This window comes from Pseudidiomarina homiensis (genome assembly GCF_003987225.1).
GTDB classification, from domain to species: domain Bacteria; phylum Pseudomonadota; class Gammaproteobacteria; order Enterobacterales; family Alteromonadaceae; genus Pseudidiomarina; species Pseudidiomarina homiensis.
This window is the reverse complement of the sequence record NZ_PIPX01000001.1, coordinates 1,348,393-1,371,364: the sequence shown is the minus strand read 5'-3', so window position 1 is coordinate 1,371,364 and position 22,972 is coordinate 1,348,393. Positions and strand designations below refer to the sequence as shown.

Genomic DNA, 22,972 nt, shown 5'->3' with positions numbered 1-22,972 from the left:
CATCATCTAGCACATTTGCTGTTGCGTCAAGTCCCGTCGCACACCGCAAACTTCCTATTTTTTCTTGACAGTGGGAAAGATCGGCACCTAGACTGTCACATTGTGGGGATTTGTGGGTAATAGTGGATCAAATTTTATGTTTCGTGGTGCAGCAGCATTAAATCTAGATGACAAAGGCCGACTGGCGATACCGACCAAGTATCGCAAGAGCCTTATGCTGGATTGCGATGGCCAAATGGTTTGCACCATCGATATCAAGCAACCGTGCTTGCTGCTTTATCCATTGCCAGAATGGCAAATCATCGAACAAAAACTTACCACCTTATCCAGCATGAACCCCGCAGAGCGTCGTCTCCAGCGCCTATTGTTAGGCCACGCCGAAGACTGCCAGATGGACAAAAATGGCCGTATCTTGATTGCGCCAACGCTGCGTCAACACGCAGATTTGGAGAAGAAAATCATGATTATCGGTCAGTTGAATAAGTTCGAACTCTGGTCTGAAGCAGCATGGCATGAACAAATTGCCACTGACATGGCAGCGGAACAACAAGACGACTTGGCACTCAGTGAACGACTACAAGACTTCTCATTATAATGACAAAAGCGCCGCAACATGTCTCGGTGCTGTTACAGGAGTCGCTTGAGGCTCTTGCCATCAGACCGGGCGGAATATATTTAGATGCCACCTTCGGAAGAGGGGGGCACTCGCGTGCTATTTTGTCGCAACTAAATGCCGATGGCCGCTTATACGCACTTGATCGTGACCCCACCGCGATTGAGGCTGCGCAAGCCTTGGCAGATGATCCACGCTTTACCATTATCCACACCCCCTTTTCACGTCTTGACGATGTGCTAGATGCGCAGCAACTGCGCGGAAAACTTGACGGTATCCTCTTCGATCTTGGTGTCTCATCCCCACAACTTGATGACGCTGAACGCGGTTTTAGTTTTATGCGCGAAGGGCCTTTGGACATGCGCATGGATACCAGCCGTGGCGAAACTGCCGCTGAATTTTTGCAGCGCGCCAGTGCCGACGACATTGCGTTTGTGCTCCGTGAATACGGTGAAGAGCGCTTTGCGTGGCGTATTGCGCAAGCGATTGTGCAGCAACGCGACGAAGTACCGTTGCAAACGACGAAACAATTAGCCGATTTAATCGATAAAGCGGTGCCTTTTAAAGACAAGCACAAACACCCCGCGACCCGCAGTTTTCAGGGCATTCGCATTCATGTGAACGGTGAGTTGGACGAAATCGAAGAGGCATTGAAGGCGGCTGTCAGCGGGTTAAAACCGCAAGGGCGTTTAGCGGTGATCAGCTTTCACAGCTTAGAAGATCGGTTAGTGAAGCGCTTTTTACGCGCGCAGAGTAAAGGCAAAGACATTCCAGCGGGCTTGCCCTTGCGCGATGACCAAATTGATCGCGGGCAAACCGTACGTTTGATCGGAAAAGCACACAAACCGAGTGCTGAAGAAATACGCGCCAACCCACGGGCGCGGAGTTCAGTATTGCGTGTGGCAGAGAGGTTAGCTTATGACAACTAGCCGCGTGCCCAGCTTACTCACAGTGTTATTTAGTGACTTACGCCAGCAGAAGCTGGTGTTGTTGCTCTTTGCCTGCATTATCACGACCGCTTTCGCGGTGATCTATGTAGCCCATGCGAATCGCTTGCTGACCATCGAACGTGACGACCTGTTGTCACAACGCGACCAAATCGATATCGAATGGCGTCACTTGCAAATCGAGCAGACCGCCTTGACCGAACATAGCCGGGTTGAACGCATTGCGAGTCAGCGGTTAGGGATGGTACGTCCCGAAGGTAAACAGGAGGTGCTGATCCCATGGCAGTAACTCCACGCAAGCGTAGTACTAAGAAAATCGTCCAGCCGCATTTAGGGCAAGGCCGCTTCTATTTTGCCTTGTTCGTATTGTTTGCAGTGTTTGCCAGCTTGGTGGCCCGTGCGGCGTACATCCAAGTTGTAGAGCCGGAGCAACTTATCTATGAAGGTGACCGTCGCTCGTTGCGGGTGGACCCTACCGAAGTCCAACGTGGAACCATTGTCGACCGCCATGGCCGCGAACTAGCGGTAAGTGTTCCGGTACAAACGGTCTGGGCTGATCCGAAGCGCATACACGAGAAACAAGGTTTGGTTAATCGCGAGCGCTGGTTAGCGTTGGCCGAAGTTTTCCGTACTGACGTGAACGAGCTCATTGCGCGAGTTGAAGACCCCACACGGCGCTTTGTCTATCTGGAACGTAAAGTCACCCCTGCGGTTGCCGATTATGTGCGCCAGTTAGGCATTCCGGGTGTGTATCTAAAAACCGAGTCGCGGCGGTTTTACCCTGTGGGTGAAATAGCGGCGCACTTGGTTGGTTTTACCGATATTGATGGCCGCGGCATTGAAGGGCTTGAAGCGGCCTATAACGAGGTTCTTACAGGGAAGCCGGGAGAGCGGCTGTATCGCAAGGATGCACAAGGACGGGTTGTTGAGGAAGTGCGAGTCACTGCCGCTGAACAACCACAACAATTAACGCTAAGTATTGATCAACGTTTGCAATCACTGGCCTATGCCGAGTTAAAAAAAGCCGTGCGCTATCATCAGGCAACCTCGGGTTCAGCAGTGATTGTTGATGTTGACACTGGCGAAGTGCTGGCGATGGTCAACAGCCCGTCCTTTAACCCAAACAATCGTGCTGATTTGCAACCTCACCGCATGCGCAATCGGGCGATTACTGATGCTTATGAGCCAGGCTCAACAATGAAACCGTTGGTGGTCTTGGCCGGCCTAGAAGCCGGCGCTATTCGCCAAGACGAAGTGATCGATACCAGCCCTGGCTGGATGCGGATTGGTGGTCGCCGAGTGAGTGACCCGATCAATCGCGGTGAACAAAGTATTACGGAGATTTTACAGAACTCCTCCAACATGGGCTCGTCCAAGATTGCGCTACGCACTGGCGTAGAGCAACTGCTGGCAACTTACGCCGCAGTCGGCCTTGGTAACGACACAGGAATTGGCATGATTGGAGAAAGTTATGGGGTCCTTCAGCATCGCACCCGCTGGTCAGACTTTGAAATTGCGACGCTGTCATTTGGTTACGGCTTAACGGCAACCACCCTGCAATTAGCGCAAGCGTATAGCGTGATAGCCAATGGTGGGGTGTATCGGCCGCTGACGATTCAGCGCCGTGAAGAAGGTAATTTAATGCCGGGCACCCAAGTGGTGAAACGCGAAAACGCTGAAGCGGTTTTGCATATGCTCGAGCAGGTTGTGGCCGACGGCAGCGCCAAAAATGCGCGTGTGCAGGGCTATCGCGTGGCAGGAAAAACAGGCACCGCGCGCAAAGCAGTGGCCGGTGGCTACGGTGACGAATACGTAACCTTATTTGCTGGCGTGGCACCGGTCAGTGACCCACGCATTGCGGTGGTGGTAACGGTCAACGAACCTAGCGGCGATGACTATTACGGCAGTACCGTATCGGCACCTATTTTTGCTGAAATCGTTGGCGATGCTCTGCGGGCCATGAACGTGCCGCCCGATCATCTTGAAGACACGCAGCTACGCGTTGCGGGTTTTGCTGGAGGTGCGCAATGATGCAATTAGCGCAGCTCCTACCTGATTACCCAATGGATTTACCGCCACTTAAGATTGGCGGTTTAAAACTTGATAGTCGCACCATCGCCGCTGGCGACGCTTTTGTTGCGGTTCCCGGTTATCAAGTCGATGGTCGCGATTTTATCGATGCGGCAGTGGCAGCAGGTGCGCAAGTCGTATTGTGTGAGTCCGACGGTTACGGTGTGCGCGAGCATGGTGCCGCCGCCGTAGTGGAAATTCCACAATTGAAAGAACAGTTGTCGGCGATTGCCGCGCGTTTCTTTGCCGACCCCTCCGCTTCAATGCAGGTAGTCGGGGTTACCGGCACCAATGGCAAAACTTCGGTGACTTATCTGTTAGCTGAGCTATTACAAGCTTGTGGCGTCAAAGCTGGCGTTATCGGCACTACGGGCAGTGGCTTCCCAGGCGCTTTGCTCCCTGAGAGTCACACCACACCTGACCCGATTGCCGTGCAACAACGCTTGGCCACGTTACGCAGCGAAGGCGCTGCCGTGGTGGCGATGGAAGTTTCGTCGCATGCGCTGGTACAGCGCCGCGTTGAGGCAGTGCATTTTGCCGTGGGCGTGGCGACAAATATTAGCCGCGATCACCTTGATTACCATGGCACCATGGCGAACTACGCCGGTGCTAAGCGGCGCTTATTCACCGAGTTAGATACCGCACAAGCAGTGCTGAATACTGACGACGCCGCACTTAATGCATGGCTGCCCGACCGACCAGATGCTTGGCGCTTTAGCTTGCAGCCGCAGCAACACCAGCACTGTGTGTATGCGGAAGACATTGTTTATGGCGACGCTGGAACGCAATTTAGCTTGTCGGTACCGGTTGCGGGCCAACGCCAGCAGTTTACCGTGGCATCGCCTTTGTTGGGTGAGTTTAACGTCTATAACTTGATGGCTGCGCTGGTTGCGGCGGCGCAGTTAGGGCATAGCTGGGGCGAACTTAGTGCCGCAGCCCGTAAAATCAAACCGGTGCCGGGCCGTATGGAAGCCTTCCATGCCAAGGGTAAACCGCTAGTGATTGTTGACTATGCACATACGCCCGATGCGCTGCAGCAGGTGTTGACCGCGGTGCGTCGGCATTGCCAAGGGCAGCTTTGGTGCGTGTTCGGTTGCGGCGGTGATCGCGACCGCGGCAAACGTCCACAAATGGGTGCGGTGGCCTCAGCGAACGCCGATCGTGTGGTAGTTACCGACGATAACCCACGAACTGAAGACCCTGCGCACATTGTGCAAGACATTCTGGCAGGTATGCCGCGTAACGATGAACAAATCAGCGTTATTGCAGGGCGCCGTAAAGCCGTCGAACAGAGCATTGCTGCCGCCAAAGCGAACGATGTTGTGGTATTGGCTGGCAAAGGGCATGAAGATTACCAAGTCATCGGCCACGAACGTGTTGCCTATGACGAACGCGCAGTCGTTGCTGAATTGATGGCCGCAGAGGTCATGGGAGGCGCACATGATTAAGACTGATCTGCAGTGGATTTCTCGTGCGGTAGATGGCCAACTGTTTGGCGATAATTGCAGCATTGCGGCGGTGAGTACGGATACCCGCAATTTACCAGAAGGGTGCTTGTTCATCGCTTTACAAGGCGAGAAGTTTGACGCCCATGATTTTGCTGCCGACGCGGTAGCGAAAGGCGCTAAGGCCTTACTGGTAGAGCGCAAAGTTAATTTGCCTGAGCAGCAAGTGCCACAGATTGTGGTGCAAGATACGCGTCATGCGTTAGGCCTGCTCGGCGCGGCAGTCAAAGCTAGCGTACAACCGAAAACCATCGCAATTACCGGCAGTAGTGGCAAAACCACGGTAAAAGAAATGCTGGCGGCGATTTTACGCACGCAAGGCAACGTGCTGGCCACCGCCGGAAACTTCAATAACGACATTGGTGTGCCGCTAACGCTGTTGCGGCTCGAGCCAGAGCATGACTTGGCGATTATTGAGTTGGGTGCCAATCATCAAGGCGAGATTGGCTACACCACGCGCTTAACCCAACCCGATGTGGCGATTATCAATAATGTTGCCCCGGCCCATGTTGAAGGCTTCGGCAGCGTACATGGTGTGTTTCGTGCCAAGACTGAAATTTTTAAGGGCTTGAATGCTGACGGCTTGGCGTTAACGCCGATTCGCTCAGAGTTCGCTCCCTGCTGGCAAAAGCAAATCACCCATTGCCAGCACCTGACGTTCGGGCAAGACCCAGATGCAGCGATCTACGCCACTGATGTGCAAGTGGACGAACAAGGTTGTGCAGCCTTTACCGTGCACATTAGTGAAGCACTGACGGGCACTGCGCAAACAGCTGAAATTAAACTCAACTTGCCGGGTTTACACAACGTTGACAATGCACTGGTAGCCATTGCTGCTGCGCTTGCGGTAGGTTGTCCGCTCGCCGATGCCCAACAAGCTTTGGCGGCACTAACCCCAGTCCCCGGACGCATGCATATCTTGCCACTGAGCGCCGACATCAAACTTATTGATGACAGCTACAACGCGAACGTGGGTTCGGTGAAAGCGGCGCTGGATATGTTGGGCGTGTACCAAGGTTTACGCATCATGGTACTGGGCGACATGGGAGAGCTTGGCGAGCAAGCGCGGCAATATCATGAAGAGATTGGCGCCTATGCCATCCAAGCGGGAATCGACAACTTATTTACCTTGGGTGTGCTTAGTCAAAGCGCCAGTGAAGTCTTTAATGGTCGCGGTGGAAAACATTTCTCCAGCCTTGATGGCTTAGTGAACGAAATTCTCGCGACCACTCGGCAGTCAGCAACGCCCATCACCATTTTGGTGAAAGGCTCACGCAGTGCGCACATGGAGCGCGTGATTGAAGCACTGCAAGCGCGTGCTGACGAATTACATCCAAGCCTAAACGCAGAAGGAACCCAAGCATGCTAGTTTGGCTTGCTGAATATTTAACGCAGTTTGCGACCGGCTTCAATGTCGTGTCGTACCTGACGATGCGCGCAATTCTGAGCGTGTTGACTGCTTTGTTAGTGGCCTTGTGGATGGGGCCGCGCATGATTCGTTATTTGCAGCGGCTGCAAATTGGCCAAGCGGTTCGCGATGACGGTCCGCAAAGTCATTTGAGTAAGTCGGGCACGCCGACCATGGGGGGCGTGTTGATTATTGCTGCCATCTTGCTGTCAACGCTGCTGTGGGCCGACTTATCGAATCGCTATGTGCAAGTGGTATTAGGCGTTGTGGTTGGCTTTGGTCTGGTGGGCTTTGTCGATGACTATCGCAAGGTGGTGCAGAAGAACTCACGCGGCTTGCCAGCCAAGTGGAAGTACTTCTGGCAATCGGTGATTGCCACAGTAGCGGCCGTTTACCTGTATGCCAACGCAACCGTTGGCGCCGAAACGCAACTGCTGGTGCCGTTCTTTAAAGACGTTATGCCGCAACTAGGCATGCTGTACATTTTGTTGGCTTACTTTGTCGTGGTGGGAACCAGTAACGCGGTAAACCTTACCGACGGCCTGGATGGCCTGGCAATTGTACCGACCATTATGGTGGCTGGTGCGCTGGGCATCTTTGCTTACGCCTCAGGTAACGTGAACTTTGCTGCCTACTTAAACATTCCGCACTTGCCTCTGTCTGGCGAATTGCTGGTGGTGTGTACGGCGATTTGCGGCGCTGGCTTGGGCTTTTTATGGTTCAACACCTATCCGGCGCAGGTGTTTATGGGCGACGTTGGTTCGCTCACCCTCGGCGCTGCACTTGGCATTATTGCGGTGATGGTGCGCCAAGAACTTATTCTGTTCATCATGGGCGGCGTGTTCGTGATGGAAACCGTTTCGGTGATGCTACAAGTGGGGTCGTTCAAGTTACGCGGTAAGCGCGTATTCCGTATGGCCCCTATTCATCACCATTATGAATTGAAAGGTTGGCCGGAGCCTCGCGTCATTGTGCGCTTTTGGATCTTGTCATTGGTTTTCGTGCTGATAGGTCTAGCGACCTTGAAGCTGCGCTAGGAACGCTTAGGAGCTACTTTGAGTTATCTTGCTGCTTTGCCTACATACGATTTAGTCGGCGTGGTCGGTCTCGGCCAGTCGGGGATGTCGTGTGTGCGCTTTTTAGTGCAGCAAGGTATTCGTCCATTGGTGTTCGACACCCGTGACGAACCACCGCAAGCAGCACAGTTACGTGAACTCGATAGTTCGCTAGAACTTCATTGTGGACCGCTCGACGTTGGCACGTTGCTGGCCTGTGACGTGCTCATTGTCAGTCCCGGCCTCGACTTGCGGATGCCAGCTTTACAGATGGCGCGTGATGCAGGCATCCAGTTGGTGGGTGACGCTGACATTTTCGCGCAGTATGCGCGAGCGCCAGTGATAGGTATTACTGGGTCGAATGGCAAATCAACGGTGACACAACTGACTGGCGATCTGCTCGCAGCAGCCGGTAAAAAAGTCGCCGTGGGTGGCAACATTGGTGTGCCGATGTTGGATACCTTGGCGGACAACGTCGATGTGTACGTGCTCGAGTTGTCCAGCTTCCAGCTCGACAGCATGCACGATCTGCAATTACATGCTGGCGCGTTGCTCAACATTAGCGACGACCATCTGGACCGCTATTACAATCGCGAGGCCTATGCTGCGAGTAAACAGCGTATTTACCTGAACGCCGAGCAGGGCGTATGGAACCGCGAACAGCGCAGTACCGCACCACAACGCTTACCCTTTGCGCAACAACTTAGCTTTGGCACCGATGAAGCGGAACAAGAACGCCCAGGACTGTTGGGGTTAGCTGAAGTCGACGGCACGCTGTGTATTCAATTTGCAGGGCAAACCTTAATTCGCGCCGATGAACTGCAGTTAGCCGGTGTCCACAATCTATTAAATGCGCAAGCAGCATTAGCGCTGTTGTATAGTTTGGAACATAGCTTAGACGTGGCGTTTTCGCCAGCCGTGCTTGACTGTTTGCGGCAATTCCGCGGTTTACCGCATCGCTGTGAACTTGTTGCTGAGCACGACGGTGTGCGTTGGGTCAATGATTCCAAAGCAACCAACATTGGTGCCGCCGAAGCTGCGATTCAGGGCTTACGGCCATTGGTGAAAGGTAAGCTCATTTTAATTGCCGGAGGCGACGGTAAAGGCGCTGACTTTAGTACCTTCAGAGAAAGCTTGAAATTGGTCGACGAACTCATCGTTCTTGGCCGTGACGGTGCGCGTATTGCGCAGCACCATAGCATCTCCACCCAAGTGAAAGACTTGGCGGAAGCGGTGCAAGTGGCGACCAGCAAAACTATCCCAGGCAGTACCGTGCTACTGGCTCCAGCGTGCGCTAGTTTGGACATGTTTAGCAATTACCAAGAGCGTGGCGACGTCTTTAAAGCGGCGGTAAAGCAACACGTTGCGGAGGTGGCGCATGGCTGAATTAGCGAAACGCCGCGAACAGCAACTTGAGCTGGGCATTCAGTCCGAAAGCAACGAACGTAGCAGCTGGGAACGCCTACGTGATTGGTGGCTGCCGGTCGAACACGTACTTTATGATCGCACGTTGGTGTGGTTGGCATTTGGCCTACTCGCTTTTGGCTTCATCATGGTGAGCTCGGCATCGTTTCCAATTGCCGAGCGGCTCACCGATAACCCGTTTCATTTTGTCATCCGTCATAGCCTGTACTTGGCGCTCGGCATTGGGTTGCTGGCGACCGTCGTCCAAATTCCGGTGGATTGGTGGATGAAGGGCAGTTATGCCCTGTTGTTTGGTGCCTTAGGAGCGCTATTGCTAGTGCTGATCATCGGCCATGAAGTCAATGGCGCGCGACGTTGGATCAAGCTGGGGCCGATGACCTTACAGGTCGCGGAAGTGGCCAAGCTTTGTTTCTTGATCTACCTGAGCAGCTACCTGAAGCGGTACATGAACTCAGTGCAGGAAAACCTGCGCGAATTTATTAAGCCGCTCGCAGTGATGTCGATTTTTGCAGTGTTACTGCTGATGCAGCCAGACTTTGGTTCGGTAGCGGTAATGGTCAGCATGGCGATTGGCATGTTGTTCCTTGCTGGCGCTCGCTTATGGCAATTCTTTGCCATGTTGATCGCGCTCGCGGCGGTACTGACGTTGCTGATCATTCAAGAGCCGTACCGGATGAAGCGGGTAACCTCATTCCTAGATCCGTGGCAAGATCCGTTCGGCAGCGGTTATCAGCTGACGCAGTCGTTAATGGCATTTGGTCGTGGTGACTGGTTTGGGCAGGGGCTCGGCAACAGTATTCAAAAATTACAGTATCTGCCCGAGGCGCATACTGACTTTATTATGGCCGTGGTCGGCGAAGAACTCGGTTTCATCGGGATTATTGGCGTGTTGCTCGCGGTCTTCGCGATTGTGCTTCGCGCGCTGTGGATTGGGCGTCGCGCATTGCGTGAAAATAGCAGCTTCGCGGCCTTTATTGCCTATGGCATCGGTATTTGGTTTGCCTTCCAAGCGCTGGTGAATATTGGCGCTGCGGCCGGCATGTTGCCAACCAAAGGCTTAACCTTACCGCTTATTTCGTACGGTGGTACCAGCTTACTCGTGAGTTGTGTGGCACTGGGACTGTTGTTGCGCATTGATTACGAAGTCCGCGTGGCGACCATTAAAGTGGCGCGTGGGGTAAGCAAGACCGCGAGTTCACGACGTCGGAGGGTGCGCGCATGAGCCATATCGTCATCGCTGCAGCCGGTACCGGCGGTCATGTTTTTCCAGCCTTGGCAGTGGCCGAGGAGTTACGCGCGCGCGGCCATGCGATTACTTGGCTCGGCACCACCGAACAGCGCTTAGAGGCGCGGGTGGTACCTGCGGCAGGTTTCGAACTGGAACAAATTAGTATGCACGGTTTGCGCGGTCATGGACTGGTACGCAAGTTGGCGATGCCGCTGCGCATGCTCAAAGCCATTGGCCAGTGCCGCAAAGTTTACCGCCGCCACAATACCGCATTAGTAGTGAGTTTTGGTGGCTATGTGTGTGGCCCTGCGGGGCTAGCCGCTAAGGCAGCGGGTATTCCGTTGTTAGTGCATGAACAAAACGCTGTCGCAGGCATGACCAACAAATTGTTAGCACGCTTTGCGCGGCACGTGATGGTTGGTTTTGCTGGCGCGCAGCAACAGTTGCCGAATGCTGAAGTGGTTGGCAATCCGTTACGCGCCGATTGGACCAAAGCGGTTGAACGTAGCGCCCATGAGCGGATTCGCGTGCTGGTGGTGGGCGGCAGTTTAGGCGCACAGGCACTGAATCAAGCGGTGCCAAAGGCCATCCAACAATTAACGCAAGTCGGTGAACTGGAAGTATTACACCAGTGTGGACAAGGTCGTGTGGCCGAAGTTGAGCAAGCTTATGCCGATAGTGGTGTGAAAAAACTTTTGTCGCAACTTAAGGTCGTCGAGTTTATTGACGCCATGCATGACGCCTATGTGCAAGCGGATGTGGTGATTTGTCGCGCCGGTGCGCTCACCGTCAGCGAATTAGCCGTAGTGGGGACGCCAGCGATATTTGTGCCGTTACCCCATGCGGTGGATGACCACCAGACCGCGAATGCGCGTGAATTGGCCAATGTTGGTGCTGCAGTGCTCTTGCCACAAGCGCAATTGCAGCAAATCACGCCATTAGTCGAGATTTTACAGCAGTGGTTGGCGGAGCCCCGCCAACTCGAACAAATGCGGGCGCAGGCAGCGAAAGCTGCGCGGCCCAATGCCACCCAAGCGGTGGTGGAACGATGTGAGCAGTGGTTATGACGACACCGACAATGACAACAACGCCTTTTACTGTGGTCAGCGTACCGGAAATGCGCCGCGTCCGGCGGATCCATTTTGTCGGTATCGGCGGCGCCGGTATGGGCGGTATTGCCGAGGTGTTATTGAACCAAGGCTACGAGATCAGTGGTTCGGACTTAGCCGAGAATGCCAACACGCAGCGCTTGCAAGAACTCGGCGCAACGGTGTTTATCGGACACGCTGCGGAAAACGTCGAAGGTGCTGACGTCATTGTGGTGAGCTCGGCGATTCGCCCTGATAACGCCGAGTTGGTGGCGGCGAAAGCAGCCTTTATTCCACAAGTACGGCGCGCCGAAATGCTCGCTGAACTTATGCGTTTCCGTCATGGTATCGCGGTTGCGGGCACGCACGGAAAAACCACAACGACGTCGCTATTGGCCAGCGTGTTCGGTGAAGCGCAACGCGACCCAACCTTTGTTATCGGCGGCTTGCTTAACAGTGCTGGCAGTAATGCGCGGTTAGGCTCGAGCAAGTATTTGATTGCCGAAGCTGACGAGTCCGATGCGTCATTCTTGCATCTGCAACCGATGGTCGCGGTGGTGACGAATATCGAAGCCGATCACATGGATACCTATGGCGGCGACTTTAACCGTCTGTTGGACACCTATTTAGATTTTCTGCATAACCTGCCGTTTTATGGCTTGGCAGTGATGTGTATTGACGACCCCGTGGTGCGCGAATTATTACCGCGCGTCGGCCGCCAATTATTGACCTACGGCTTTAGTGATGATGCCGACGTGCGCGCCAGTGATTATCGGCAGGCCAGTGGGCAGAGCCACTTTACCGTGCATCGCAAAGGTCACGAGCCGTTGGCGGTGACCGTGAATTTACCAGGTCGACACAATGTCTTGAATGCGCTTGCCGCGATTGCGGTGGCCACCGATGAAGGTATTGACGATGAGGCCATTCAGTCGGCCTTAGCGCAGTTTGGTGGCATTGGCCGGCGCTTCCAAGTGCTGGGTAACTTCACCAGCGAGCGCGACGGTGTGCAGGGCGAGGTCATGCTGATTGATGATTACGGCCATCATCCGACCGAAGTGGCAGCGACCATTGCGGCGGCACGAGCTGGCTGGCCTGAACACCGCATTGTCATGGCCTTTCAGCCCCATCGTTTTTCGCGTACGCGCGATTTGTACGATGACTTCGTGGCGGTGTTAGCCGAAGTCGATGTGCTGTTATTGCTCGACGTCTACAGCGCGGGTGAAGACCCGGTGCAAGGCGCCGATAGCCGTGCCTTAGCCAAATCATTACGGATGCGCGGCAAAGTTGAACCGATTTATGTGGGTGACCGCGGTCAGTTGATGCACGTATTGGCGGATATCATTCAACCGCAAGACATGTTGCTGGCCCAAGGCGCCGGTAATATTGGCGCGATTGCGCGCGAGCTCGCCGCCACTGAACTTCAGCCTGAGGCGTTACGCCGTGCTGGCCAAGCCTTTAAGGAGTCGCAGCAATGAGTGATGCAGTGAACGTTAAAGCCTTTGGCAAAGTAGCGGTGCTCCTCGGTGGTGACTCTGCTGAGCGTGAAGTATCGCTGCGCTCGGGCCAAGCGGTAACCAAGGCATTGCGGAATGCGGGTGTCGATGCACATCCGTTTGACCCAGCGCATAACCCGTTGGCGGAATTAAAAGAACAAGGTTTTCAGCGGGCGTTCAATGTCTTGCATGGTCGCGGCGGTGAAGATGGCACGATTCAAGGTGCTTTGCATTACTTGGGTGTTCCGTACACCGGAAGTGGCGTGTTAGCGTGCGCGTTAGCGATGGATAAGGTAAAAACCAAGCAAATTTGGCAAGCGGCTGGTTTACCGGTTGCACGCAGTGTAGTGGTCCATCGAGGCGAACAGTTGGCTTACGACAAGTTGCTGGCCGAGTTAGGTGGCAAAGTCATGGTCAAGCCGGCGCAAGAGGGCTCGAGTATTGGTATGAGTTCAGCGGATTCCGCCGCAGCGCTCGAAAAATCAGTAGCGTTGGCACACAAGTTTGATGAAGAAGCATTGCTCGAAAGCTGGTTGAGCGGCCCTGAGTACACTATCGCGATTTTAGGCGAGCGTGCGTTACCAACCATACGGTTGGAAACCACCCATGAGTTTTATGACTATGACGCCAAGTATCAAGCGAGTGACACGCAGTATCACTGCCCAGCTGGGTTGTCAGAAGTCGAAGAACAGGCCTTACGCCAACTCGCTGAGTCAGCGTTTCGTTGTCTCAGTGGTAAGGGCTGGGGACGCATTGACGTGATGTGCGACAAGCAAGGCAACTATCGCTTGCTTGAAGCCAACATGGTGCCGGGCATGACTGAAAAAAGTTTGGTGCCAATGGCAGCCAAAGCAGCAGGTATGAGCTTCGAGCAGTTGGTGGTTGAGATACTGCACCATAGTGAGAAGTAGTATGGCGGACCAGGCACGTGCTTTAAGTTGGCAATTTTGGTCGGGCCTAACGTTCTTTTTGATTGTTGTGGCGGGCACGTTTGTTGGGATCGGTTGGTTGTATTACACCGCCATGGATGCCCAAGAAGTACCGCTCAAGCGGTTGGTCGTGCAGGGTGATTTGCGCTATGTGACCGCCGCCGATGTGCGTGACGCATTGATTGCCGAAAATGGCGTGCCGTTAGGCAGCTTCTTTTCGGCGGATGTGAACGAATTGCGGGCAGAGGTTGAGGCCATGCCCTGGGTCGAGAAGGCCTCGGTGCGCAAGGAGTGGCCCGATATTTTAAAAGTATTTGTGGTCGAGCAAGTGCCACTGGCGCATTGGAATGCTAACCAGCGTGACGACGCCTTGCTCAACCAAGCCGGCGAAGTGTTTTACGCCGATAAGTCAGGACTTGAGGGCGGGTTGCCCTACCTTGCGGGACCTGACCATGCGGTGGCAGAGGCAGTAAAGCACTACCGCCAGCTAAACGAGTTATTGCAGTTGAACGGGTTTAGCATTGCGCAACTGGAGTTAAGCGAACGCTTTTCGGTGGAGTTGGCATTAGCGCAAGGAACGATGCTACGGCTAGGCCGCGAAGCATTGTTGGAACGGATACAACGCTTTATTGATGTGTATCCAGAGCTCGAAGCGCACAAGGACGCGCCAATTGATGCCATCGACTTGCGCTACGACACAGGTGTAGCAGTGCGTTGGAAAGAACCAAATAAGAACGAAAAACAAGAGAGTTAAAAGGCATGTCAAAAGCAACAGAACGGAACATGGTCGTTGGTTTAGATATAGGCACGAGTAAGATCGTAGCGCTTATTGGCGAAGTCATGCCTGACGGTGAAATTAGCGTGATTGGCGTGGGCGCTGCGGCAGCCCGTGGCATGGACAAAGGCGGGGTGAATGACCTGAACCTGGTCGTGCAGTCGATTCAACGGGCGGTAGAAGAAGCCGAGTTGATGGCAGACTGTCGCATTGCGTCGGTGTACTTGAACATTTCAGGTCGCCACATTGCCTGCCAAAACGAGAGTGGCATGGTGCCGATTAATGAAGCCGAGGTGACGCAAGACGATGTTGATAGCGTGATCCATGCGGCGAAATCAGTACCGATTGCGCAAGAACGCCGCATTTTGCACGTGTTACCGCAAGAGTTTGTGATCGACTCGCAAGAGAGTATTAAGAGCCCGATTGGCATGTCCGGCGTGCGCATGGAATCAAAAGTACACATCGTGACCTGCGCCAATGACATGGCGAAGAACATTGAGAAGGCAGTTGAGCGCTGTGGTTTAAGTGTCGATCGATTGATTTTCTCGGCGTTAGCGTCGAGTTATTCAGTGCTTACTGACGACGAAAAAGATCTTGGTGTGGCTTTGGTCGACATGGGCGCTGGCACCATCGACATTTGCATCTACACCGGTGGCGTGTTGCGTCACACCGCGGTGATTCCGGCAGCGGGTAACCAAGTGACCAGCGATATTGCGAAGATTTTCCGCACACCGCTGAATCATGCTGAAGAAATTAAAACAAAATATGCGTGTGCGCTTTGCCAGCTCGTGAGCAAAGACGACAACATCGAAGTACCGTCGGTGGGCGGGCGTCCGTCGCGGGTGATGCAACGGCATATTTTGGCAGAAGTGGTAGAACCGCGTTACGGCGAGCTGTTCGAGCTCATTCGTGACGAGATTAAACAAAGCGGGTTGGATGAGCAAATTGCTGCAGGCATCGTGTTAACCGGTGGCTGTGGTCGCATGGAAGGCGCGATTGAATTTGCCGAAGAAATATTTCAGATGCCCGTGCGCTTAGGCGAACCGTTGGGCATGCAAGGTCTCAGTGACTATGTGCAAGATCCAACGTACGCCACGGCCGTCGGTTTGCTCCGTTACGGCCAACAAGACTTGCAAGCGCGCCAGGACGATGGACGGGATAATAACGTCATCGGAATGTGGAAACGCGTGCAAGGCTGGTTTAAAGGTGAATTTTAATAAAAACAACACTTTGGAAATTTATTTTGGGGTAGTACACTAAGCAGGTAAAAGGAGAAACAACATGTCTGAAGTATTCGAAGTACTCGACAATTTTGACAGCGATGCAGTCATTAAAGTGATCGGTGTTGGTGGTGGCGGCGGTAACGCCGTGAAACACATGATCAGTGAATCCATTGAAGGCGTGCAGTTCTTGGCCGCGAACACCGATGCGCAGTCGTTGCGTAATCATGGTGCGCACGTGACCATTCAACTGGGCGACGATATCACCAAAGGTCTTGGTGCTGGCGCGAACCCAGAAGTAGGGCGCCAAGCAGCCGAAGAGTCTCGTGAAGAGATCAAGAAGCACTTGGAAGGTGCTGACATGATCTTTATCGCCGCAGGTATGGGCGGTGGTACCGGTACTGGTGCCGCGCCGGTGGTTGCCGAAGTGGCACGTGAGCTCGGCATTTTGACCGTGGCAGTCGTGACCAAGCCGTTCCCATTCGAAGGTCGTAAGCGTATGGCGGTGGCAGACGAAGGTATCGCGCAGCTAGCGCGTTACGTAGACTCGTTGATCACGATTCCAAACGAGAAGTTGCTTAAAGTGCTTGGTAAGGGTACCAGCTTGCTGGATGCCTTCAGCGCAGCGAACAATGTCTTGTTAGGTGCGGTCCAAGGTATTGCGGACTTGATTACGCGTACTGGTTTAATCAACGTCGACTTTGCTGACGTACGTGCAGTTATGCGTGAGATGGGTACGGCAATGATGGGTACCGGTGTCGCGCGTGGTGAAGAGCGTGCGCAAGAAGCAGCTGAAATGGCGATCAACAGTCCACTGCTGGAAGATATCGATCTTTCTGGTGCACGTGGCGTATTGGTCAATATTACCGCTGGTCTTGATATGAGCATTGATGAGTTCGAAACTGTGGGCAGCACAGTGAAGGCCTTCGCTGCTGAAAACGCAACGGTGATTGTTGGTACGGTTATCGATCCTGAAATGTCTGAAGAAATGCGTGTTACCGTGGTTGCCACAGGTATTGGCGCAGAACGTAAGCCGGACATCTCATTGGTTAATAACGGTCGCGAGAAGCCGCGTGAACAGGCCTACAGTGGTCGTAGCGCAGGTTATGGCGCAAGTGCAGCAACCGCCCGTGTACTCGACACTGAGATCGATGAAGTGGAGCAAGAAGAGTACGAAGCGCAAGCTGAAAAGCCTGCAGCCAAGCCACAAGCGCAAGGCAATAAAGACATGGACTACTTGGATATTCCAGCGTTTTTACGCCGCCAAGTGGACTAATAGGTTGTTTTAATAGAAGTGATCGATTGGAACAATCGCCGGTAAATTATTCGTAAATACGCAGCTAGAATTGCGAAATTTACGGATTTTCGGTAAACTATTGCGCCTTTAACTGGTCAGACGAGATAGTGAGAACGAAATCGAATGATGAAACAACGCACAATTAAACAGCCGATTGCGACCACAGGTGTGGGTCTGCATAAAGGCAATAAGGTTCAATTGACGCTGCGCCCGGCACCGGTAAATACCGGTCTGGTGTTTCGCCGTGTCGATCTGAAACCTGCGGTTGATATTCGTGCCGACGCTGAGTTGGTGCGCGATACCCGCATGTGTACGTGTTTGATCAACGATGACAATGTTCGTGTGTCGACTGTAGAGCATTTGCTTGCTGCAGTTGCAGCCATGGGCATCGACAACCTCATTATTGAAGTAAACAGCCATGAGATTCCAATCATGGACGGTAGCTCGCATCCTTTTATTTACCTGCTACAGAATGCGGGCATCGAGGAACAAGGCGCAGCGAAAAAGTTTATCCGCATTAAACAAGCGATACGTGTCGAAGAAGATGACAAATGGGCGGAACTACTACCCCACGATGGCTTCCGCATTGATTTTGCCATCGACTTCGACCATCCGGCGATTGCTGACACCAACCAAGTGGTCAGCATGGACTTTAGTACGCAGAGCTTTTTGAAAGACATTAGCCGTGCGCGTACCTTTGGTTTCATGAAGGATATCGAATTCCTACGTGCCAACAACTTGGCGTTAGGTGGTAGCTTCGATAACGCGGTGGTGTTGGACGAGTTCCGTATCTTGAATAGTGACGGCTTGCGTTACGACGATGAGTTCGTGAAACACAAGATTTTGGATGCCGTAGGTGACCTCTACATGGGTGGACATGCCATTCTAGGCCACTTGCGCGCGTTTAAATCGGGTCACTCGCTGAACAATCAGCTGTTGCGCGCCGTGCTGCAGAATCAAGAAGCGTGGGAATTCGTCACCTTCGAAGACGCTGCCGCCGAATCCCCCATCGCCTTCGCCAGCCCAGTCGTGGCGTGAAAAATGGAGTAGCCCGTGGTTCTACCACGGGGGAAGCTACAACCATTTTGAAATGTTCGGGTTGGACCCGTGGTAGAACCACGGGCTACCCATTCACGACAGATCGTACTTATCCGCCAATGCTAAAAGCTGCGAGCGCAACGGTTCTTCACACATCGCCGCCTGTTCGCGTAATTTCTTGACCGTCTCAGACTCATTTTTTGTAGGTTTTTCCGCAGGCTGCGGCGCAGGCGTAGTGCTGACTTGACGCGTCGGACGCACCCTAATTTCCAACTGCGTGACCGCAGGCGTAGCATGACATTGAAAATACGTTATAATGCGCCCTTGTGCGGTTTTTATCCGCTGCCCGATCGCAGCCGATGAAACCTTAATAATTAACGACGGTGCGCTAACCGCAATCACCTCACAGTGGGGCACAAGCTCGCTCAACGACTGTTCCGCGAAACAGTCGCGCATTAGCTGTTGCCAGCGCTGGTGTTGCTCGGTAAAGTCAGCAAATTGCTGCAAGCGTTGGCTGCCTAGCAGCTGATCAAGTTGTTTTGGGCGCTTACGCGGCATCGTCTTATCTTTATTTGCAAGCAACGAGAGGTTGCATGAGTTTAACAGTCTTCTACAGAGGCACCAAAGTGAAATTTGGTGTGCGTCTAAGCCGCCGTCGTCTGCTCTCGCTAGCAGGCGTTGCGAGCTTAGCGCTGTTGGCGCTGTTCCAACCTTGGCAAAACTGGAGTGGCTTGAGCAGCGAAGACGTGCGCAGCCGCATCAGTGCTGAGCAACTAGCATTAGCCGCGCAGTCTGAAGTGGTCCAGCAAATAAAAGCCGACACCGAAAAGAAACTGGCAGCAATGACCATGCAAATGGGCGAAATGCGTGCCAAGTTACGACGTCTTGATGTGATCGGCGAACGTCTTGCGGCGACCGCCGAAATCGACATGACCGATCTTAACGACGACAGCCAACAACGGCTTGCCATGGGTGGTCCTGAAGCATCGATTTTAGATGCCCCAAGTATTCCCGCTGCCGACGTTATGACCGATCTCGAGCGCCTTATAGGCGAGCTCGAAGACAAACAAAATCAGTTAACCACCCTTGAATCTGTGCTGATGCGGCATCATATCTCTGCAGAGAGTTTTGTCGCTGGACGTCCGGTTGAAGGTGGCTGGCTGAGCTCGCATTACGGCGTGCGCAAAGACCCGTTTAACGGCACACCCACCATGCACAATGGCATCGATTTCGCGAATTTAGCTGAAGATGCTGGCGTTTACGCCACCGGTGCAGGCGTAGTGACCTGGTCTGGCGAGCGTTACGGTTACGGCAAACTGGTCGAAATTGACCATGGTGGCGGCTTGAAAACCCGTTATGGCCATTGCGCCGAGCTCCTCGTCAAAGAAGGTGACGTGGTCACCCGCGGGCAAGAAATCGCCAAATTAGGTAGTACTGGGCGTTCAACTGGCCCACACGTGCATTATGAAGTGTTGCGCAATGAGCGCCACATTGACCCGAGTAATTATGTTTATCGTGAGGCGCGTTAAGCGCCCACAGTCATTTTAACCACAGGATCATAGAATCACATGTTAGGTAGTCTATTCCGCAAAGTGTTTGGTAGTCGCAACGACCGTATTCTCAAGGGACTACAAAAGAAGGTCGCGGCCATCAACGCCCTCGAGCCAGAATTTGAAGCCCTCATCGATAGCGAACTCAAACAAAAAACCGCTGAATTCAAAAAACGCCTCGCCGACGGTCAAAGCCTTGATGACATCTTAGTTGAAGCCTTCGCCACCGTACGTGAAGCGAGTAAGCGGGTGTTTAACATGCGCCACTTCGACGTGCAGTTGGTTGGCGGTATGATCCTGAACGACAACCGCATCGCCGAGATGCGTACCGGTGAAGGTAAAACCCTCACTGCGACTTTGTCCGCTTATTTGAATGCGCTGACCGGTAACGGCGTGCACATCGTGACCGTGAACGACTACCTTGCGCGTCGTGATGCCGAAACCAACCGCCCACTGTTTGAATTCCTAGATATGACTGTGGCGTTTAATATTCCGGGTATGTCGCACCAAGACAAGCAGGCTGCTTATGCTGCCGACATCACTTACGGTACTAACAACGAATTTGGTTTTGACTACCTGCGCGACAACATGGCGTTCTCGCCCAAAGAACGCGTGCAGAAGAAGCTTAACTACGCGATTGTGGATGAGGTCGACTCGATTTTGATCGACGAAGCGCGTACGCCGTTGATTATCTCGGGTGCCGCTGAAGACAGCTCTGAGCTGTACATGAAAATGAATGAAATCGTGCCGCTATTAACCCGCGCCGATGAAGAAGACACCGAAGAAAAGCGTGGCGAAGGCGACTTCACCATTGATGAAAAAGCGAAACAGCTGCATTTGACCGAAAACGGTCAAGAGCACGTTGAAGCGATTTTGAAAGAACGTGGCATGCTCGGTGAAGAGGAATCATTGTACTCAGCATCGAACATCGCCTTGCTGCACCACGTGAACGCCGCTTTGCGTGCGCATCACTTGTTCACCAAAGACGTCGATTACATTGTTAAAGACGACCAAATCGTTATCGTTGACGAGCACACGGGCCGTACCATGGAAGGCCGTCGTTGGTCAGAAGGCTTGCACCAAGCGATGGAAGCCAAAGAAGGCGTCAATATTCAGAACGAAAACCAAACCTTAGCGTCGATTACCTTCCAGAATTACTTCCGTTTGTACAACAAACTGGCGGGCATGACCGGTACTGCGGACACCGAGGCGTTTGAGTTCCAGTCGATTTATGGCTTGGAAACCGTGGTGATCCCAACCAACCGGCCGATGATCCGTGACGACCGTCCGGACTTGATTTACATCACTGCCGAAGAAAAATACGAAGCGATTGTGGCGGACATCGAAGAATGTCGTGCCAAGAAACAACCCGTGCTGGTCGGTACGATTTCTATCGAAAGCTCAGAGTTGCTGTCGAATTTCTTGAAGAAGAAAAAAATCCCGCACAATGTTTTGAACGCGAAGTTCCACGCCAAAGAGGCTGACATTGTCGCGCAAGCCGGCTTACCTGGTGCGGTGACCATCGCGACCAACATGGCCGGTCGTGGTACCGATATCGTCTTGGGCGGTAACTTGCAGTCCGAGATCGCGGGCATGCAAGACCCAACCCCAGAACAAATCGAAAAAGTGAAGCAAGAGTGGCAGAAGCGCCACGATGCGGTGGTCGAAGCGGGCGGTTTGCACATTATTGGTACCGAGCGTCATGAATCACGCCGTATTGATAACCAGCTGCGCGGTCGTTCAGGGCGTCAAGGTGATCCAGGTTCGTCACGTTTTTACTTGTCACTGGAAGATAGCTTGATGCGTATTTTCGCCTCTGAGCGCATGGCTGGCCTGATGAAGCGCCTTGGCATGCAGCGTGGTGAAGCGATTGAGCATCCTTGGGTGACCCGTGCGATCGAAAATGCCCAGCGTAAAGTTGAAGGACGTAACTTCGACGTACGTAAAGCCTTGCTTGAGTACGATGATGTTGCCAACGACCAACGTAAAGTGGTGTATGAGCAACGTAATGAGTTGCTCGATGAAGGCGATATTTCGGAGACCATCAAAGTTATTCGCAGTGACGTGATGGAGCAGGTGATTAGCGAGTACATTCCGCCGCAATCACTGGAAGAAATGTGGAACGTCGAAGGGCTTGAAGAGCGCTTGCGTTTAGACTTTGACCTGCCGTTGCCGATTCAGCAATGGTTGGATGAAGACGACAAGCTGCACGAAGAAATTCTACGCGAGAAGATTATCGAAGAGCTTGAGAAAGCTTACGAAGCGAAAGAACAGCAAGTGGGTGTTGAGGTGTTACGCCAGTTTGAAAAAGCGATCATGCTGCAAAGTTTGGATCGTCACTGGAAAGAGCACTTGGCGGCGATGGATCATTTGCGTCAGGGTATTAACTTGCGTAGTTATGCGCAGAAAAACCCGAAACAAGAGTACAAGCGCGAAGCCTTCGAGTTGTTTGCCGATATGCTTGAAGCCTTGAAACTCGACGTGGTGACGGTGCTGAGTAAAGTTCGAGTGCGCGCCGAAGAAGACGTTGAAGCGGTTGAGCAGAAACGTCGTGAGCAAGCAGAACGCTTGGCGCAACGTCAGCAGTTCCAGCACGAAAGTTCCAGCACCAGCGGTGCCGGTGAGGCTGCAGCCAGTGGTCCAGCGGCGGGCGCTGCCGCAGCGGCTGGTGCACGGGTTGGCCGTAACGAACCATGCCCTTGTGGTTCAGGGAAAAAATACAAGCATTGCCATGGCAAGCTCTGATCCCGTCCATGTAGCCGTCGGCGTCATTGAAAACGCCGACGGTGACATCTTCATTAGTAAACGTCACAAAGACCTGCATCAAGGCGACAAGTGGGAATTCCCCGGTGGTAAAGTCGAAGCCGACGAAACCGTCTATGATGCGTTAGTGCGGGAGTTGCGTGAAGAATGCAGCATTGTCGTGCAATCGGCCTCGCCACTGACGGTGATTCATCATAATTACGGCGATAAACGCGTCGTATTGGACGTCTGGCGCGTTATCGCGTTTACCGGCGACATCGCCCAGCGTGAAGGCCAAGAATGGCGCTGGGTGCCCGCCTACGCCCTGCAAGCCTACCAATTCCCCGAAGCCAACGAAGCCATCATCGACCTGCTGGTCGAATGACCGTTGCGCCGTTGCCGCGGCGCGGTTGTACCCCGTGGTTCTACCACGGGTCCAATCTGAACATTGCGGAATGGTTGTAGCTCCCCCGTAGTAGAACTACGGGCTACCACGGGTCAAACCCGAACATTGCGCGGTGGTTGTAGCTACCCCGTAGTAGAACTACGGGCTACGTGCCCCAAAATAAAATCGTCACTATCGATGCGA

20 protein-coding genes are annotated in these 22,972 nt (G+C 53.3%); 19 read left to right on the top strand and 1 reads right to left on the bottom strand.

Annotated elements, in window-relative coordinates; genetic code table 11:
- Nucleotides 1-136: 136 nt before the first annotated feature.
- The 16 genes from mraZ (at nucleotide 137) to lpxC (ending at nucleotide 18,091) form a co-directional block, all read left to right on the top strand.
- On the top strand, nucleotides 137-595 hold the full coding sequence (mraZ, locus tag CWI70_RS06550; protein WP_126771619.1) for a division/cell wall cluster transcriptional repressor MraZ: 459 nt from the start codon (nucleotides 137-139) through the stop codon (nucleotides 593-595).
- On the top strand, nucleotides 592-1,542 hold the full coding sequence (rsmH, locus tag CWI70_RS06545; RefSeq protein ID WP_198677682.1) for a 16S rRNA (cytosine(1402)-N(4))-methyltransferase RsmH: 951 nt from the start codon (nucleotides 592-594) through the stop codon (nucleotides 1,540-1,542). The genes mraZ and rsmH overlap by 4 nt, the downstream gene beginning before the upstream one ends.
- Nucleotides 1,532-1,849 (top strand): cell division protein FtsL, encoded by a 318-nt coding sequence (ftsL, locus tag CWI70_RS06540; protein ID WP_126771615.1) that lies wholly within the window; start codon nucleotides 1,532-1,534, stop codon nucleotides 1,847-1,849. The genes rsmH and ftsL overlap by 11 nt, the downstream gene beginning before the upstream one ends.
- The gene (locus CWI70_RS06535) at nucleotides 1,840-3,591 is read left to right on the top strand and encodes a peptidoglycan D,D-transpeptidase FtsI family protein (protein WP_126771613.1); all 1,752 of its coding nucleotides are present in this window, start codon (nucleotides 1,840-1,842) and stop codon (nucleotides 3,589-3,591) included. Before ftsL ends, CWI70_RS06535 begins: the two co-directional genes overlap by 10 nt.
- Nucleotides 3,588-5,078, top strand: coding sequence for a UDP-N-acetylmuramoyl-L-alanyl-D-glutamate--2,6-diaminopimelate ligase (gene murE / locus CWI70_RS06530; RefSeq protein WP_126771611.1), 1,491 nt, complete (start codon nucleotides 3,588-3,590; stop codon nucleotides 5,076-5,078). Before CWI70_RS06535 ends, murE begins: the two co-directional genes overlap by 4 nt.
- On the top strand, nucleotides 5,071-6,504 hold the full coding sequence (locus CWI70_RS06525; RefSeq protein ID WP_126771609.1) for a UDP-N-acetylmuramoyl-tripeptide--D-alanyl-D-alanine ligase: 1,434 nt from the start codon (nucleotides 5,071-5,073) through the stop codon (nucleotides 6,502-6,504). Before murE ends, CWI70_RS06525 begins: the two co-directional genes overlap by 8 nt.
- Nucleotides 6,498-7,580 (top strand): phospho-N-acetylmuramoyl-pentapeptide-transferase, encoded by a 1,083-nt coding sequence (gene mraY, locus CWI70_RS06520; RefSeq protein ID WP_126771607.1) that lies wholly within the window; start codon nucleotides 6,498-6,500, stop codon nucleotides 7,578-7,580. Before CWI70_RS06525 ends, mraY begins: the two co-directional genes overlap by 7 nt.
- 18 nt (nucleotides 7,581-7,598) lie before the next feature.
- A complete protein-coding gene (gene murD, locus CWI70_RS06515) occupies nucleotides 7,599-8,984 on the top strand; it encodes a UDP-N-acetylmuramoyl-L-alanine--D-glutamate ligase (RefSeq protein ID WP_198677659.1) in 1,386 nt (461 codons plus the stop codon).
- Nucleotides 8,977-10,245: a cell division protein FtsW gene (gene ftsW, locus CWI70_RS06510; protein WP_126771605.1), complete on the top strand. Its 1,269-nt coding sequence runs from the start codon at nucleotides 8,977-8,979 to the stop codon at nucleotides 10,243-10,245. The genes murD and ftsW overlap by 8 nt, the downstream gene beginning before the upstream one ends.
- Complete coding sequence (gene murG / locus CWI70_RS06505; protein WP_126771603.1) at nucleotides 10,242-11,318, top strand: undecaprenyldiphospho-muramoylpentapeptide beta-N-acetylglucosaminyltransferase; 1,077 nt, start codon at nucleotides 10,242-10,244, stop codon at nucleotides 11,316-11,318. Before ftsW ends, murG begins: the two co-directional genes overlap by 4 nt.
- Entirely contained in the window at nucleotides 11,315-12,814 is a 1,500-nt protein-coding gene (gene murC, locus CWI70_RS06500; protein WP_126771601.1) for a UDP-N-acetylmuramate--L-alanine ligase, read from the top strand. The genes murG and murC overlap by 4 nt, the downstream gene beginning before the upstream one ends.
- 8 nt (nucleotides 12,815-12,822) lie before the next feature.
- Complete coding sequence (locus CWI70_RS06495; RefSeq protein WP_126772778.1) at nucleotides 12,823-13,743, top strand: D-alanine--D-alanine ligase; 921 nt, start codon at nucleotides 12,823-12,825, stop codon at nucleotides 13,741-13,743.
- Between the two features lies 1 nt (nucleotide 13,744).
- Nucleotides 13,745-14,515, top strand: coding sequence for a cell division protein FtsQ/DivIB (locus CWI70_RS06490; RefSeq protein WP_126771599.1), 771 nt, complete (start codon nucleotides 13,745-13,747; stop codon nucleotides 14,513-14,515).
- A 5-nt stretch (nucleotides 14,516-14,520) separates the two neighbouring features.
- The gene (gene ftsA / locus CWI70_RS06485; RefSeq protein ID WP_126771597.1) at nucleotides 14,521-15,753 is read left to right on the top strand and encodes a cell division protein FtsA; all 1,233 of its coding nucleotides are present in this window, start codon (nucleotides 14,521-14,523) and stop codon (nucleotides 15,751-15,753) included.
- Between the two features lie 64 nt (nucleotides 15,754-15,817).
- A complete protein-coding gene (gene ftsZ / locus CWI70_RS06480) occupies nucleotides 15,818-17,032 on the top strand; it encodes a cell division protein FtsZ (protein ID WP_126771595.1) in 1,215 nt (404 codons plus the stop codon).
- A 144-nt stretch (nucleotides 17,033-17,176) separates the two neighbouring features.
- A complete protein-coding gene (gene lpxC / locus CWI70_RS06475; RefSeq protein ID WP_126771593.1) occupies nucleotides 17,177-18,091 on the top strand; it encodes a UDP-3-O-acyl-N-acetylglucosamine deacetylase in 915 nt (304 codons plus the stop codon).
- A gap of 93 nt (nucleotides 18,092-18,184) precedes the next feature.
- On the opposite strand, the gene CWI70_RS06470 is transcribed toward lpxC, so the two are convergent.
- Nucleotides 18,185-18,649, bottom strand: coding sequence for a hypothetical protein (locus CWI70_RS06470; protein WP_126771591.1), 465 nt, complete (start codon nucleotides 18,647-18,649; stop codon nucleotides 18,185-18,187).
- 35 nt (nucleotides 18,650-18,684) lie between these two features.
- Between CWI70_RS06470 and CWI70_RS06465 the strand changes: the two genes are divergently transcribed.
- From CWI70_RS06465 to mutT, 3 genes are read left to right on the top strand one after another with little or no spacing between them, the layout of a single operon-like run.
- On the top strand, nucleotides 18,685-19,620 hold the full coding sequence (locus tag CWI70_RS06465; RefSeq protein ID WP_126771589.1) for a M23 family metallopeptidase: 936 nt from the start codon (nucleotides 18,685-18,687) through the stop codon (nucleotides 19,618-19,620).
- A 39-nt stretch (nucleotides 19,621-19,659) separates the two neighbouring features.
- Nucleotides 19,660-22,386 carry a preprotein translocase subunit SecA gene (gene secA, locus CWI70_RS06460; RefSeq protein ID WP_126771587.1) on the top strand — a complete coding sequence of 909 codons (2,727 nt, stop codon included), beginning with the start codon at nucleotides 19,660-19,662 and terminating at the stop codon, nucleotides 22,384-22,386.
- Nucleotides 22,373-22,768, top strand: a complete 396-nt coding sequence (gene mutT / locus CWI70_RS06455) for an 8-oxo-dGTP diphosphatase MutT (protein WP_126771585.1) — start codon at nucleotides 22,373-22,375, stop codon at nucleotides 22,766-22,768. The genes secA and mutT overlap by 14 nt, the downstream gene beginning before the upstream one ends.
- The last annotated feature ends 204 nt before the right edge of the window (nucleotides 22,769-22,972 follow it).